The following is a 16,392-nucleotide window of genomic DNA, read 5'->3' as shown; positions in this document are numbered from 1 at the left end:
ATTGAAATGTAAAGAGAAAAACTTTACACTATTGGTAGAACATATTTTAGGAGGGAAAAAATGAGAACATCTAATCCAATGTTGAAAAAAGAAACCTTTCGTAAACAGGGAGCAAGTACGTCTGCGATGACAATTGGCGGAGCTGTAGGCAAAACATTAATTATGCTTGTCTTGCTTCTTGCAACGTCTGTCTATTCATACATACAGATGTATACGGGGAAAATGCAAATGCCAGTTTTAATTGGAGCATTAATTGTGGCTGCAATTATCGCATTTGCGGCTATCTTCTTCCCGAAAATGGCGCCTATTACAGCACCTATTTATGCAGCTGTTGAAGGGATTGTCTTAGGAAGCATTTCAGCGGTATATGCGATTCGTTTTGACAACTCTATTATTTTAAATGCTGTATTACTAACAATTTCAATTTTATTTGCAATGTTAGTTTTATATGCAACTCGTGTTGTAAAGGTAACGGATAAGTTCCGTACAGGTATAATGGCCGCAACGCTTGGGATTTTGGTTATGTACTTGATCGTTTTTCTATTAAACATGTTTGGTGTTACTGTTCCGTATATTCACCAAGGTGGAACAATTGGCATTATCATTAGTGCAGTTGTGATTATCGTTGCTGCATTAAATCTATTACTAGACTTCGATTTAATCGAAAATGGCGCACGTAGTGGAGCTCCAAAATATATGGAGTGGTACAGTGCGATGGGTCTAATGATGACATTAGTATGGTTGTACTTAGAAATTCTTCGTTTCGTTTCTTACTTTGCGAAAAATGACTAATTGAAAGAAATCCTGCATGATTGAAATATGCAGGATTTCTTTTTGTATTTTTTTAGATTTAAAGTGATGATTTCTTTTTAGAAATATATTATTTTGCATTTTTTACCTATCTTCTATTTTTTTCTACAATAAAGAAAAAATGTGAGGTGGTATAAATATGATGAATCGAGTTGTATTAATCGGAAGATTGACAAAAGATCCAGAACTATACTACACAAAGCAAGGAATTGCTTATGCACGTATATGCGTTGCGGTAAATAGAGGGTTTCGAAATAGCCTAGGAGAGCAGCAAGCAGATTACATTTACTGCGTCATAATATCTCCATGATCTCTAATGTACATAATTGTATTTTTTATCCCATCTATTAGCAGTATTAACGTTGAACTGAAATAGGTAGCTGTACAAAATTAATAACATGTACAAAAAGTACATGCCATCATGATATATAATTGCACATAATAAAATGAATCTATATATAATAAAGTGAATATATTTAAAGTAATGTAATTTGTGGTTTTATAAAAAAGAATGTTAATAGACCATTTGATATGTTTAAAAGTTTACTCCATCATACGAAAAGCAATAACAAAACAAAGCAATCCATTTTTAAAGTGAAGGAAAACAAAACTACTTTTCATCTTGTATCCAATGAAAATGTGCAAATAATATTAGATCATTTACCTACTTGAAGAGATAAACAAATCTTTAAAATCATGTGTCTAACAGGTGCAAGGATAGGAGAAGTCTTAGAACTGTAAATAGAAGACATTCCATATCCTGATTCATCTAAAGAACTTGGAGTGTTAGAAAATATTAAGTCAAAAGGTAAGACTAGAAATTTATACATTCCGATGTCATTACTTGATGAAATAGATGATTTTATTATGGAAGATAGAAATAAAATTGATACAGAACATGGAAATTTATTTGTATCACAGCAAAAATAAAATTTAGGGAAACCGTTAACGTATTTAGGGATATATTCCGTTTTTAATGTGGTGAAAAAGAAAGTTGGCATCGAGTTTAATTTCCATGATTTAAGACATACCTATATCACACAATTAATAGAGAATGGCATGGATATAAGTGTGGTTAGAATTATTGCGGGTCATGAATACGTTACTACCACCCAACAATATACGCATATTTCGAATCAACATCTTGAGAATAGTTTAAATAGATATTGGAGCAAGAGTGCTTTGATGTAGATTTGAAATAAAAACGTACCGTTTATAATAAAGATGTACTATTTAAAATAAAGTTATACTGGTTGTATAAAAATATCAAAAATGTCTAATGTTGAAGAAGTCCCCCCATAACCGGCGTCAAAACTTGTTCTTCTATCAGAATCTGTTCTAATACTTTTGAAATCGTAGGAATTAGATAAGTTACTACGGAATTAGAGGGAAAAAGATATAGGGTTCGTTCCCCTGATGATGGAGTAATACTTGTTGAAAAATTCATTGGTAAAATCGTTTAATTGTAATATCGTTAATCCACAATAAATATTTATATCATCAACTCTAAATAATAGTGAATCAATAATCGTGGCTCAAATAGGCAAGCATTATTTTGGGCGAAATGAAATTTTATTGCGAACTAGAGCTTTTTTTAATTTCGCCCAAAATTCTTTAGCAAAATTAAAAAGTATACATTTGTATACCATTCAATTAAACTTTAATATTAAATTCTTTGATTAATTCATTTAAAATAAAGTCTATTGATTGTATTTGTCCAATTAGATTTTCTCTTACACATGCTAATTCATTTTGTGTTAATTGCCTAATTAGAATATCTTTTCTTAATTTTAACCTGTAAATATAGTCCTCAATTTTACCACGTCGGAATGTCTCGGCCATTTTAATTACCCCTAATCTTATATGTATACGAATGTATACATATATTCCTTAAATTACTTTTATTGTGTTTTAATAATTATTAATTAAAATTTTTTATATTTCACCAATTTTCGATATTACAATTATATAGTGTGAAAAAACAATTAAAAAATAAGAAGTACTTTGGATAAAATTTTTCAAAATGCTTCTTTTTCAGGTGTTTTAGGAAAAATTTATTATAAAAATAAACTGCCTCTTTAGCTCAATATCAACATCTTATACTTTTATGTATGCTTTTATTCATTTTCATTTTAAACTTTATTTAAATTCAGTTTTTTAATAAAAAAGTCGTATCTTAAGAAATTAGATACGACTTTTTTGTTTTTCTAAGATATTTTGCGATTACTTAATGGTAAAATAAGAACGATTAATTAATTAATTAAATAAAGGAGCTTAACAATGGGAGCAGAATTAAACCAACGACTATTTAGTGCTGCAGACAATCTTCGTAGCAAAATGGACGCATCAGAATACAAAAACTATCTACTAGGATTGATTTTCTACAAATACTTATCCGATAAGTTACTAGAAAAAGTAGTTGAATTAGCAGATGAGTCATGTGAAGAATACAACACACCAAATAAACAAACTGAGTTGTACATGGAACTATTAGCAGATGATGATACAAAAAAAGATTTGATTGAAACGTTGATTGATACCTTAGGATACGATATTGAACCAGAGTATCTTTTCAACATTCTAACCATTCAAGCCAAACAAAATACATTTCAATTGAATGATTTGAATAAGGGTTTTATTCAATTATCAACAAAATATGATCAATTTAGTGGGTTGTTTGATGATGTCGATTTACAATCGAAAAAATTAGGAGCCGATGATCAACAACGTAATGTAACTATTACCGAAGTTTTGAAGAAGTTGGATGATGTAGATGTAATCGGTCATGATGGAGATGTGATTGGCGATGCCTACGAATTTCTTATTAGCCAATTCGCTTCAGAAGCTGGGAAAAAGGCTGGAGAATTCTATACTCCTCACATGGTATCAGACATGATGGCTCAAATTGTTGCTATTGGTCAAGAAGACAAGAAACTATTTAGCGTGTTTGATCCAACCATGGGATCGGGTTCTTTGATGTTGAATGTCAGAAACTACTTAAACTATCCTGATAGTGTTAAATATCATGGACAAGAGTTGAATACGACAACCTATAACTTAGCAAAAATGAATTTGATCTTGCATGGTGTAGATAAAGGAGATATGCGATTGCGAAATGGGGACACCTTGAATAAGGATTGGCCAACAAATGAACCTTATACGTTTGATTCAGTATTAATGAATCCACCATACTCTGCAAAATGGTCTTCAGATGATACGTTCTTAGATGATTCTCGTTTCAATCGTTACGGGAAGTTAGCACCAAAATCAAAAGCAGACTTTGCTTTTCTTTTACATGGGTTCTATCATTTGAAAGATTCCGGAACAATGGCAATCGCCTTACCGCATGGGGTACTGTTCCGTGGAGCTGCAGAAGGTGTGATTCGTAAGAAATTACTAGAAGATGGCAGTATTGATGCTGTAATTGGTATGCCAGCAAACTTATTCTTTGGGACATCAATTCCAACAACAGTCATCATCTTGAAGAAGAATCGTACCATTCGAGATGTGTTATTTATTGATGCAAGTAATGAGTTTACGAAAGAAAAGAATCAAAATAAACTTTCTAAAGAAAACATTGATAAGATTGTTGAAACATATAAGAAGCGAGAAGATGTTGAGAAATATGCTCATGTCGCTACCTTTGATGAAATCAAAGAGAATGATTTCAATTTGAATATCCCTCGATACGTAGATACCTTTGAAGAAGAGGAACCAGTGGATATGGCTTCAATTGGTGCAGGAATCAAAGAGATTCGCAAAGAAAAAGCAGCCTTAGAACAAAATCTATTTGAGACGATTTCTTCACTTCAATTTGGAGAAGAAGATGCTGAATGGATCAAAGGAGCATTAGAGGTGTTTAATCGTGAAAAATAATCATACACCAGAAATTCGATTTGCAGGATTTACTGGGGATTGGGAAAAGCGTAAGTTATCGGATATTAAAGATGTTCGTGATGGAACACATGATTCTCCAAAATATTACAATGAAGGATTTCCATTAGTTACTTCAAAAAATTTAACAGAAAATGGTTTGGACATGACTAATGTTTCACTTATTTCTGAAGAAGATTATCAATCGATTAATAAAAGATCCAAAGTTGATATTGGGGACATTATTTTTGGGATGATTGGTACAATAGGTAATCCAGTTATAGTTGATAGAGAAAATTTTGCAATTAAAAATGTAGCCCTTATTAAACATGGTGGTGAGGTTACAAATGAGTTTCTAATACAGTTATTGAAGTCAACAATATTTGGAAAATATATACGAAATGAGAACGCAGGAAATACTCAAAAGTTCTTAGGATTAAGTAAGATAAGAGATTATCAATTTCTATCACCCTCTTATCAAGAACAAAAGGAAATAGGAAACTTTTTTAAACAATTAGACGATACAATCGTTCTTCAGCAGCAAGAACTAACCACCCTCAAACAAACAAAACAGGGCATCTTGCAAAAAATGTTTCCAAAAGAAGGGGAGTCCGTACCAGAAGTTCGTTTCCCACGATTTACTGGTGATTGGGAACAGTGTAAATTATCAGAAGCTGTTAACGTGTTGGATGGGGATCGAGGTAAAAATTACCCATCAAATGGTGATCTATTAGAAGCAGGACACACATTGTTTCTTAGTGCATCAAACATAACTAAGAATGGATTCTCTTTTGAATCTAACCAATATATAACAGAAGAAAAGTCAAGTTCACTTGGGAATGGCAAGTTAGAACTGAATGACATAGTAGTAACTTCACGTGGTTCATTGGGACATATCGCTTGGTATAATGCTGATGTACAGAAGCATATACCTTATGCCCGAATTAACTCTGGGATGTTGCTACTTCGTTCAAAAGAAAAAGTTAATCCAAGTTTCTTAACACAATTTCTTAAATCTCCACTAGGAAAAAAGCAGATTGATCTAATTAGCTTCGGAAGCGCCCAACCACAATTGACTAAGAAAGATGTCTCAAATTATAAGATATCTATTCCAAGTTTCGATGAACAATCTATTATTGGAGTGTTTTTTGATGATATGGACACCCTCATCACACTTCATCAGCGTGAATTAGATGCCCTAAAAGAAACGAAAAAAGCATTCCTGCAAAAGATGTTTGTCTAAGTGAAAAGAAGAGAGGGAGAAACATGACAAAGATATCACATAATGATGAAGCTGAAGTGGAATGTCGCCTGATTGAGGTTCTAGGGGAAGGACATAATCAGTGGAGTTATCGCCCAGATTTAAAATCTGAAGAAGACTTGTGGAAGAACTTGCGTCAAAAGATTACGCAAAATAACTTATCAGAAATTGGAGATCATCCAATTTCTGATAAAGAATTTGACACTATTAAAACAGAATTACTATTGAGAACACAGACACCTTTTGATGCTGCGAGATGGCTTAAAGGGGAAAATGGAATCTCTAGAATTACGATTGAACGTGAAGATGTTTCCCTAGGTTCAATGTCGTTAGTGTTGTATTCCAACCAAGACATTGGTGGTGGGATATCTACATACGAAGTCGTTAATCAGATTGCGAAACAAAAAGCAAACATAGATGGTCGTAATCGTCGATTTGACGTGACACTTTTAATCAATGGGCTACCGATTGTTCAAATTGAATTGAAACAGGTTCGTGCCAAAGACGGCGTATTCCAAGCCTATAATCAAGTCAAGAAATATGCAGAAGAAGGGATGTTTAGAAATAATATCTTTTCTACTCTTCAGTTATTTGTTATTTCTAACGAACAGACGACTCGCTACTTTGCCAATGCGATGCCAAAAGACATGCATCGAAAATTTATCTTTAGTTGGCGAACCAAAGACAATCGAAAAGTTGAAAATCTCTATGAGTTTTGTAAACAAGTTTTGAATATACCTGATGCTCATCGGTTAATTGCCAACTATACAATTGTCAGTGAGGATCAAGATAACAAGACATTGATGGTATTACATCCTTACCAAGTCCATGCGATTGAAGCACTATTTACTGCTGCGAACAAGCATCAATCAGGGTATGTCTGGCATGCAACAGGTTCTGGCAAGACCTTAACTAGTTTTGTCTCTACCAAACTATTAGCACGAAAGTCTGGAATAGATCGTACGATTATGCTAGTAGATAGAAAAGATCTGGATAATCAGACAACAACTGAATTTACGAAGTTTGCTTCAGAATTCAATACCGGTCTTTCTTCTGGAAATGCTAAAGCTAATAGTTTGATTGTAGGAACAGGCAGTGCCAAAGAACTTAGTAATACATTACTAGCAGATGCCAATTCAAATGTAGTGATTGTCACTACACGACAAAAATTGGATGCCGCGTTGCGCTATGCCAAAAAGCAAGAAGAACAAAAAGGAACTAATCGCTTCAAGAAACTTTTAGGTCAACATATTGTCTTTGTCGTTGACGAATGTCATCGTGCTTTGAGTGCAGAAGGTCTGGAAGAAATCAAAGGCTTCTTTCCAAACTCGACGTGGTTTGGCTTTACAGGTACACCAATCTTCGAAGAAAACAAAAAACAAGCCAAAGGACAATTGGCGCGTACGACTCACGATCAATATGGGGAAGTCTTGCATACCTATACCATTAAAAATGCTTTAGAAGATGGATCGGTCTTAGGTTTCCAAGTCGAACACGAAGATACGATTGAACCGACGTCACTCAATAATCAAATCTATCAGCAATTACGACAAGTAGAAAAGTACGCGACTTATAATCCTGATCATATTAATCAACTAATTGATGAAATGAATGGTGTGAAAAAAGAAGAATACTTGGATAATAGTGTTTATGAAAGTGATGAGCATACTCAAAAAGTATTGCGTAAGATTTTCCGCCCAGATAATGCTTATATGAAGTTTGATTTTAAAAATGGCCGACCACAAAAATCAGCAATCTTAACAACCAGTTCCATTGACATGGCAAAACGCTATTATCAGGCGATTAAAGAAATGACTAAAGATCGCAATTGGATAGAAAAAGAATTTACCAATCATCCGATTCGTGCTGGAAGAACGATTGATGATCCGGATTTTCCACGCATTGCAATCACTTATTCACTAGATGAAAATACAGAGGATTCTAAAGATAAACAAACCGAAATGCAAGAAATTATAAAGGAATACAATGCTTATTATGGTACGGCGTGGTCTTTAACGGACATCGAACGCTATAACGGTGATATCAACAACCGATTAGCGCGTAAGAAAGCAGAATTTAAAGAGTTTGGGAAACAAATTGACCTGGTCATTGTTGTGGATCGCTTATTGACAGGATTTGATGCACCAACGATTCAAACGCTATTTGTGGATCGAAACCTGAGTTATGCGAACTTGATTCAAGCTTTTTCTCGCACCAATCGTACCTATCCAGAAAAAACAAAAGGTTTAATCGCTACTTTCCGTAAGCCACACACGATGGAGAAGAATGTTGTAGATGCTACTAAGCTATATTCAGAAGCCAAAGAAGAATCTGGTTTAGTATATCCAACATACGAAGAATCCAAGAAACGATTCGAAAAAGCCTACAAGAAAATCAAAGAGTTTGTGATTGTACCAGGTGACTTAGATGAACACACCCCAATGGAAACAAGAATTGACTACGTGAAGGCTTTCCAAGAACTAAATAATTCCTATGAAGCATTGGTAACCTATGATGACTACAACGACGATATGGAAAGTTCGAAGTCATTGCAAGAACAAGTACATATTCTAGAAGAACAAGTGGGTGTGTACAATACCATCAAAGGATCACTAGTAGAAAAAGAGGAGAAAGATTTAGAATCAACGGCCGACTTTTCAGGTATTGAATTCTATGGGGAAAATAGTATCAAACTATATGATATCGATTCTACTTATATTGACCGTTTGTTGGGAACGTATTCTGCTAATAACCAAGATATTCGGGCTGAAATTGAAAAAGCCTTACAAAAATTGAATAAGACCGAATGTGTAAAAGAAGTCTATTATGCTATTTTAAATGCAATGGATGCCGAAGAATTGGATGAAAATGAAGACATCTTTATGGTCAAAAGACACTACTTCACGCAAGCAAGAGATAAGACAATCAAGGAGTTTGCCAAAGGATGGTTTGTCTCAGAAAATGAATTACATTCTTCTGCCATTCAATACATGATTGGTACAGATCCGATACCGAATATTGGTGGGATTATTGATAGCAAGGACTATGAAGGCTACAAGACGGTTCATCCAGAAGCAAAACCATTCAAGTATGCTCAGGTAATGAAACGTGATTGGCGGAAAGTCTTGGATGAAATTATTGTACCGTTGGATGATGAGTTGAGATAGTAGATGGGACAAAAATGAAGATAAAGAGTGCTTTGGTTTTTACCATATTTAATAGTATTTTATTATTTTTATCTATTTTACTTACACAAGTTCTTGCATTAAACTAAAAAAAGCACGAGTTAAGAAAGGAGAAAGACATGGGGGTACCAGTAAGATGCATTTCAAATCTACCGTCCCTACGTGGGGCGATGGTTCTAAGTGGCAAAGAAATTCTCGGATGTGAATAATGAATATGTTAAAGAACTCTACGCCTTTCAGGCCGAAAAAGGCTTGGAGACAGGTCATACTAAGAATGAAGTAAGTGAAGGTCAAGCGATGGTTCTCTTTTATAAGAATAATTTAGGTGAAGAGGAAACCTCTATCTTTTTTAGATCTGAATTTATTTTTGGATTGTATCTTGCAGAAGAGTTAAAGGATGAAAATAAAGACAATATCACTATGCTATTTAATAATTTCTTTCATGAGTTTTGTCATATAAACGATGATTATCACACAAGAGAATTATTTTGGTGTTTTATAAAAGAATCCATTTTAAAAAATGGATTCTTTTTGTTTGGTACATGTTTTCTATTATTTTTCATTGAAAAAATCAGGAAACATCTCTTGTAGTTTATTGAAAGGTTCCTCTAAATCACTTTTTTCTGAGGGTTCTATTGAATCTTTAGAAGTTTTGAATAGAGTTTTAAAGTTTGTTAAACTACTGTTTTTATCAACGCTAGCGTTGAAATCTAAAAGATTGTCTTTGAGTCCTGTTTTTTCTTGTAAGTGAGGGAAGGAACTAGAAATAGTTAATTGATCGTAAAGGTTTTTATAATGTTCAACTTGTACTTTAAGCTTTTTAATTTGTAAATCTTTTTCAGCAGTAATTTGCTTTATATGGATAATTTTTTGTTCATCTTTTTTTAAGGTATGGAGTTCTTCATACAATTTAATAAACATTGTTTCAAATCCATGAAGTGCATTAATAATTTTAGGGGTATTCCCCTTATAAATTTCAAAAATTTGTTCAATGTTTGGAAAATATACCTCATCATCATCGTTTACACTAATTGTTCGATAAATAGGTTTATTTAATTCAGCTATAGTTTTTTCTAATCTTCTCTTCCAGGTGTTTCTTCCAATGCCGGTCTCTTTTTCAAGAAGGGAATAAGTTAAATGTACGTGCCCTAATCTGTTTTTAACTTCTAATGCAAGTTCTTTTAATTCCTGATCAGTAAAAATTCTAGGTCGCCCTGAGTTTTTTTGTCTTCCTTTTAGCATCAGTTCTTTCACTCCTCTATAAACTTTGCATCAACAATAGCCTTGTGGTCCATATACTTTAATAGTTGTCTAGAATGTTTAGTTAGAAGAGACTCGTGATAGTTCACTCGTTCATGTGACTTCGATAAACTAAATTCTTTAATATATTCAAGATGATTATTGATTCTATTTTCTAAATCCCTTGAGTATGATTCTAACCACTTAATCGCCTTGTCATATTCATCGATAGATGGATTGAAAAAGTAATGATTAACACATATTCTACAGTCCTCAACGCAATTATTAGGAAAATTTTTATCAGTGCAGTAGCCATAATCAACTTTCTGGTACTGGTCTGAGTTTTTAGGTGAATATAATATTCTATTATCAAAAATTTTTCTTTTAGTTCCCAAAAAGCCACCAGACATTTTGTTTTGAGCTTGTTTCTCAACTATAGTTTGAGTAAGTCTGTATACATATGATTGAGCAAATAATTTGGCGTGAGAATAATAGTTTGACGCATGTTGTATAGTTGTTTGTCCAGCTAATCTGGCGATGGATAAAACATTAAATCCTTGTAAAAACATATTAATGATTGCAAAATGCCTTGTATCACCTGGAGAAATCTTATCTAAAGAGTGCTGTGAATACATCTGTTCAACAATTTCTGTATAAAAGTTATTTAGTAAAGTTTGAAATTGATGTTTTAAAATTCTATTTGTGGATTTCTTAATACTTCTAGAAAAAAACTGACAATAAAATTCTTGTGGAAATAGATTATCTGTATGAATGTTATACGTATCCAACACATATTGAAAATCTTTAATCGCCTTAGATATATCATCAGTAACAAGAATATGTTGAAAATATTCTTCTTGTTTGGGGCTATCGAACTTTTGTTTCGATCTCGGAATAATAATCCATGTTTTACCATCGTTTTTTTCATGTAGACAATTATATTTCATTCTTAAAAATTCATTGGGTCTCATGGGAATAATATTTGTAATAGTCCACCATAAAATTACAGGATAATATTTATGGTATTTAGGTAGGACCACCTTATATTTAAAATCATTAATGATTTCATCAAAAAGCAGGACATGATAAAAATTGGGTAGATCTCTATTTTTCCATTTAGGTGAAGGGAATGAGTCGCATATTTCTATGTATTTTTCATGTCCTGGCAACCGTGAAAATTCTAAGAATTCTTTAAATACAAGTGCTAATGTTGAAGCCCAAGGTTTGCTGAGACTAGAAAGTAATTTTTCGAATTGATCTGTGGAGGTTACTCCCTCGGTTGCTAAAATTATTTTCTTGAGTATATTGAATTCGGTTTCTATAGTTGAAGGTGAGATACCTGAAGCACGCCGTAATAAAAGATAGTATTTAATAATGGTGCATAATTTTTTATGTGAAAACAATTTATGAAACGGCAGCTTAAAAGGTGTATTTTGGATGTTACATGGAATAAGCCATTCATCATCATCAAAAGATTTTGCCATTATATATCCATTGATAAGTAAATCGTTAAATATATTTTCGAATTTGGATACATTAAGATCGTTATAAGTTATAGATTCAGTAACGGCTATTGGCGTGTTTCCCATATTTATTATCTTTTTTAATTGCATTATATATATCCTTTACATAGTATTTTTTTTATAAAAGTAAACGTTGTTTAACTTTCTCTAATATTTTTGTTTTTTCTTTTAAAGGAAGAAAAGAATTGACGACATCAATACCAAAAGCTTTAATTGCTTCGTCAATTAACAAAATAATATTGAGAAGAAAAAACGAATCCCTTTTTCTAATAGCATCATATTTGGTGTTCTCTAATGAACTTGTTAATCTTTTAAGTTCACTAATTGCTTCAATTAACACCATTTTTTCAGGGATAAAATACTCACAAGAATAACATGTTTTTAGATTTTTTCTTTTACAATTAGGGTATACAAGACATTGGCCCGTTTTTTCTTTTGAAGGCATTTGATTTGTAAATAATTTTATTGCAAGTGTTTTCAGTTCTTCAATTGGAAGATGCTTGAATTCATCTATAACACGGTTTTTATTAGTATAAAGATTTTGCAAAAGGATTGCCCATTTTTCTAGTTCCATAGGTGAAATAGAATTACGTAGTTCTTTTATAGTATCGGTTCGTTCTTCAATTGTTTGTCCATTTTGTATATCTTCTTTTAATCTAAGTAAAATATAGTTGTATAACCACCCAAACATACCACGATTTAACAAGTTAACCGAGACTCTATTTATGCTGCCGTCTTTATTTTTTGCTTGAATGTAAATAGCAGTTGTATCTGAATTTTTGTGTGATCGGGTGTTTTTTGTAATTTCTAGGGCTAAATCAGCATCTTCACCATCATCTTCTAAGATTGAATAAAAAAGATAAGTCATGGTACTTCTATTCATGACCAAACAGTCAAAATCTTTTAATTGAGGAGAGGGATTAAAAAAGTTTAAATGCTGATCCTTTCCAGATACTTTGGCTGATACAATTTTTTTGCCAAAAAAGAAAGTACCAAGTATACGAGAGTTTTCTGGAAGGGCAGTGTAATTTTGTATATTTCTTTTATGAAGTTCAGAAATGACAAGTGAATGCGCTAAGCTCTCTATTAAGTTTGGAGATACATAGAAGTTATAAAGTACAGAAACTTTATTTGCTACTGCATTTCGAAGTTTAATATAAAGCTGATTAATAATACTTTGTGATTCTTCCATGGTTAATTTATTGGTTTTGAACCAAGATAACTTGTCCGCTCTTATAAAATCCAGTTCTATAGAAGGGAATTCATGAACGATATCTATTCCTCTCCAATTATTGGTGAGAAGAATTATTGTGTATGCCCACATATTGGCGTAGTATCTACATGTAGTAGCGTTAGTAATATGTATTTCAATGTTTTGAACATGAGAATAATATTGGTGATAAATTTCAAATGAGTACATATTTTTTTCTGAATAAGTATCATCTTTTTTTGTGTAGTAGTACAAGTATTTTTTTTCTCTATTTATTCCATTTTGAGTATCACAATATGACAAAAACTGAACGAAAATTTTTTTAAGTTCATTAGATAAGGTTCTATTGGAAAGAAAAAGCTCTATTTTAGCATTCGAAGTAGTCCATATTTCACCTTGGAAATAAGAAAGCATTTTGTCATATAAGTTAATAAATTTTAAGATATTGCCTCTTAAGGAGGGTGGTCTTGCATTACTGGAATTAATCTTGATTTCCACCCATTTTTTATAAAAAGACGATGTTTTTATTAAACCATTGGGAGGGGGATGGTTATTAAAATGTTCTAATAAGTCTTCTAAAGCTGTATGTGTATCATAAATAGTATCTAATACATATTGTAGACTTTCTAAATACCTATTTGCATTTGGGATAGGGATAAAGTACTTTTTATTTTTTAGTATAGCACCTGTCAGTAGTCCTTTTTTTATATCTAAACGTAGTTTATCAAATGTAAATCCTGAAATAGAGCGTAAGGTATCCAAATCGTAGTGGTCTATTAAATGCAGCCTCCCTGTATTATGATTATAGTAGTATTCTTTTTGGAAATTCTCTATATCATTTTTTGATATTAGCCAATGATATCCACCAGATGCAGGCACTTTTTTTGAATTAGGGAAGTAGTCTTTTAACAGCCCTCTTAGCCAAATTGGTGGAGCTTGTAGTTTTTCTGATGCTTGTTTAACAGTTAAGAAATTTGTCATAGGTTTGTTTTTTTCTTGTTTCTGTGTTTCTGTATGGATATGTTCATAATATCCTTCTTCAGCAAAATAATTTAATAACTGGCTGAGTTCGTTTTTATGAAAATAGTATTTATTTAGATGCATTACATAATTTAGTATTCGCTTTGTATATATTAGCTGTCGGATTGATCTATCAGTCACATAAATTTTATGTTTTTCAAGTTGACTTATTAGTTCTTGGATGGAAAGAAATTCTTTAGGGTTATATTTATCTATATAGCCAATCTTTTCTTTTATTAGTGACAGATGAGACTTTAGAAAAAATATATTTCCTTTAGCATGAGGGAGTTTAAAAGTGTTGATTTTATTTTCATATATGTATTTGTGAATTTGATTTTTGGATATTCCTAGTTCTAGGCTAAGTTCATTAATTGTATAGTAATCCTCAATTTTTTGTGACGGAATATTTGCATTATAATGTTCGAAATAGTAAAGTTTTAGTGTTTTTATTTCTTCTTTATGAATATAAAGTTTATTTTTGAATTTCATGTATCTTTTTATTAATCCAGTGGAAACCTTTTTGTGAATCCATGATGTTCCTCGTATACACAAACCGTCTTTTTTTAAAACTTCAAATACTTCATACGTTGTTAGGTAGGAGTTTCTATCGTCAACAGGATTTAGGTTAGCTTTTTCTTTTGTTTTTTCTATCTCGTCTATATGGATATGTATACGTCCTTTAATGTTTTTTATATTTGAAATAAGCCCTCTTTTAATATATTTATAAGCTGTAGTTTCGTGAATTCCTAGTGACCTACTAAATTCCAGTACAGTTATGTATTGGAGTTCACTATTATTTTCAGTAGACATTTGTTCACCTCTTTTTTGAAGGGAATATGGTATTAATCAAATTTATTTCTATCAATAAGGCGGGGGAGATAATTTTCATGCATATTATCGAATTTATCTTCGATTTTTTTTCTCATTCTATCTGTCTTAACCATATATGTTAAAGATGATAATAAATTATCATCACCACGATGAAAAGCTATTTCTAGAGGATTATCTGTATTTTCGGCAATAAGATTAGTGAAAGTTCCCCGTCCTATATGAGTAGACCAATCTGCAAGGAGTAAATGATTCGCAAGAATTTTTTCTTCTGAGTTACCGTATGTTTTTAAGAAATTTATAAAATCATGTTTTAGTTTATTAAAATATTGACTGTAGCTTTTTCCTGACATAGCTTTTCCATCCCTATTTATAAAAAGAGCACCTGAGTCAGTATGATCTTTATATAAATTAATATGATCTGCCAAAAGAACTTTTCCCCAATCAAATATTTGTAGGACGGCTTGATTTCTAGGCTTTTTTACGCTACTGGATCCAGAATGATCTTTAATATCCTTTCTGAAATTTTGATTTTTTAGAGTGAGTAGAAAATCTCCAGTATTTAATTTTCTCTTTAAGTTTGAACGTTTCAAATTGACGACCTCACCTCTTCTTAAGCCACCAAATATTTGTAGATAGACTCCTAATGCAATTGGCTTTGTTTTTAGGGTAGCAATTTCTAATAATAGAGGAATGTATTTTGCTGGTAACATATGTTCTTGCTTTGAGACTTTTTTGGTGGGATAGATGACTTCAAAAGGGGATTGGAAATAATATTTTCCTTGATAAGTCTCTTTTTTTATAAAAAGGGTTTCATTTACCATTGGTAAGCATCCTTTTTTTTGAAGCCATATATAAAATAATGTTAATGTTCTTTCAACATCTTTAACAGTACCTACTGTTCTTTCATTACGAGATAGATTATTAAGAAAATCATTTCCATGTACTAGTTTTAATTCTTTTAGATTATTAATCCCTAACTGTTTCTTGTTAGTTAATAAGTAATTTAGAAAAGAAACCGTATTATTACAATGTTTTCTTTGGGTATTGTAAGCATTATATTTCCAATTGCTTAGTATAAAGTCGCTTAATGGATGTACAATGTGTATGTCATTTGAAGTTTCTTTAAGTCCAATAATTGAGAATTTCTTATTTGTTATATCACCTTTACTTGAAGTATTCCATTCTAGCCAAACAGGAATAGAGAAAAACTTATAATTTTTTAGTTGTAGAGTAATCATTTTTTACTGTCCCCCCAATCACATAATTTTGTACATTATCTTTAGGGATTTGGTCGAAAGATATGTGTATAAATCTATAATATATTGTCGCTTTTTTTTGTACAACAGTAAATTCCTAAAATTCAGAATCCACTTGTTTTTAGAGTGTTGGATAAGGATAAATATGTACATGAAGTTTATGTACATATTTATGGAGATATGT

The 16,392-nt window shown here is 32.0% G+C and carries 11 protein-coding genes and 2 pseudogenes; 8 read left to right on the top strand and 5 right to left on the bottom strand.

What is annotated here, in order from left to right; translation table 11 throughout:
• The first annotated feature begins 60 nt into the window (after positions 1-60).
• The 4 genes and pseudogenes from C568_RS0124485 to C568_RS36560 all read left to right on the top strand — a co-directional run.
• A complete protein-coding gene (locus C568_RS0124485; protein ID WP_018782997.1) occupies positions 61-792 on the top strand; it encodes a Bax inhibitor-1/YccA family protein in 732 nt (243 codons plus the stop codon).
• Between the two features lie 157 nt (positions 793-949).
• A pseudogene (locus tag C568_RS31190) lies at positions 950-1,108 on the top strand (single-stranded DNA-binding protein); the annotation flags it as partial.
• 485 nt (positions 1,109-1,593) lie between these two features.
• Entirely contained in the window at positions 1,594-1,740 is a 147-nt protein-coding gene (locus C568_RS35730) for a hypothetical protein (RefSeq protein WP_018782091.1), read from the top strand.
• Positions 1,741-1,758: 18 nt separating this feature from the next.
• Positions 1,759-2,001, top strand: a pseudogene (locus C568_RS36560) (tyrosine-type recombinase/integrase); the annotation flags it as partial.
• A gap of 462 nt (positions 2,002-2,463) precedes the next feature.
• On the opposite strand, the gene C568_RS0124470 reads toward C568_RS36560, so the two are convergent.
• A complete protein-coding gene (locus C568_RS0124470; RefSeq protein WP_018782092.1) occupies positions 2,464-2,652 on the bottom strand; it encodes a hypothetical protein in 189 nt (62 codons plus the stop codon).
• 438 nt (positions 2,653-3,090) lie between these two features.
• On the opposite strand from C568_RS0124470, the gene C568_RS0124465 reads away from it, so the two are divergent.
• From C568_RS0124465 to C568_RS0124450, 4 genes are all read left to right on the top strand, one after another.
• The gene (locus tag C568_RS0124465; protein ID WP_018782093.1) at positions 3,091-4,686 is read left to right on the top strand and encodes a type I restriction-modification system subunit M; all 1,596 of its coding nucleotides are present in this window, start codon (positions 3,091-3,093) and stop codon (positions 4,684-4,686) included.
• On the top strand, positions 4,676-5,926 hold the full coding sequence (locus C568_RS0124460) for a restriction endonuclease subunit S (protein WP_018782094.1): 1,251 nt from the start codon (positions 4,676-4,678) through the stop codon (positions 5,924-5,926). Before C568_RS0124465 ends, C568_RS0124460 begins: the two co-directional genes overlap by 11 nt.
• A 23-nt stretch (positions 5,927-5,949) precedes the next feature.
• Entirely contained in the window at positions 5,950-9,111 is a 3,162-nt protein-coding gene (locus tag C568_RS0124455) for a type I restriction endonuclease subunit R (RefSeq protein ID WP_018782095.1), read from the top strand.
• 198 nt (positions 9,112-9,309) lie between these two features.
• Positions 9,310-9,720 carry a hypothetical protein gene (locus tag C568_RS0124450; protein ID WP_018782096.1) on the top strand — a complete coding sequence of 137 codons (411 nt, stop codon included), beginning with the start codon at positions 9,310-9,312 and terminating at the stop codon, positions 9,718-9,720.
• On the opposite strand, the gene C568_RS0124445 is transcribed toward C568_RS0124450, so the two are convergent.
• The 4 genes from C568_RS0124445 to C568_RS0124430 are packed head-to-tail and all read right to left on the bottom strand — an operon-like array spanning position 9,682 to position 16,190.
• Positions 9,682-10,371 (bottom strand): hypothetical protein, encoded by a 690-nt coding sequence (locus C568_RS0124445; RefSeq protein ID WP_018782097.1) that lies wholly within the window; start codon positions 10,369-10,371, stop codon positions 9,682-9,684. The two genes, C568_RS0124450 and C568_RS0124445, sit on opposite strands and share 39 nt — an antisense overlap.
• 8 nt (positions 10,372-10,379) lie before the next feature.
• Positions 10,380-11,981: a site-specific integrase gene (locus C568_RS0124440; protein WP_018782098.1), complete on the bottom strand. Its 1,602-nt coding sequence runs from the start codon at positions 11,979-11,981 to the stop codon at positions 10,380-10,382.
• 28 nt (positions 11,982-12,009) lie between these two features.
• Positions 12,010-14,931 carry a helix-turn-helix domain-containing protein gene (locus C568_RS0124435; protein WP_018782099.1) on the bottom strand — a complete coding sequence of 974 codons (2,922 nt, stop codon included), beginning with the start codon at positions 14,929-14,931 and terminating at the stop codon, positions 12,010-12,012.
• Between the two features lie 32 nt (positions 14,932-14,963).
• Complete coding sequence (locus C568_RS0124430; protein WP_018782100.1) at positions 14,964-16,190, bottom strand: hypothetical protein; 1,227 nt, start codon at positions 16,188-16,190, stop codon at positions 14,964-14,966.
• Positions 16,191-16,392 lie beyond the last annotated feature (202 nt).

Source organism: Bacillus sp. 95MFCvi2.1, from assembly GCF_000374965.1.
Taxonomy (GTDB): domain Bacteria; phylum Bacillota; class Bacilli; order Bacillales; family Bacillaceae_G; genus Bacillus_A; species Bacillus_A pseudomycoides.
This window is presented reverse-complemented; position numbering and strand designations above follow the sequence as displayed.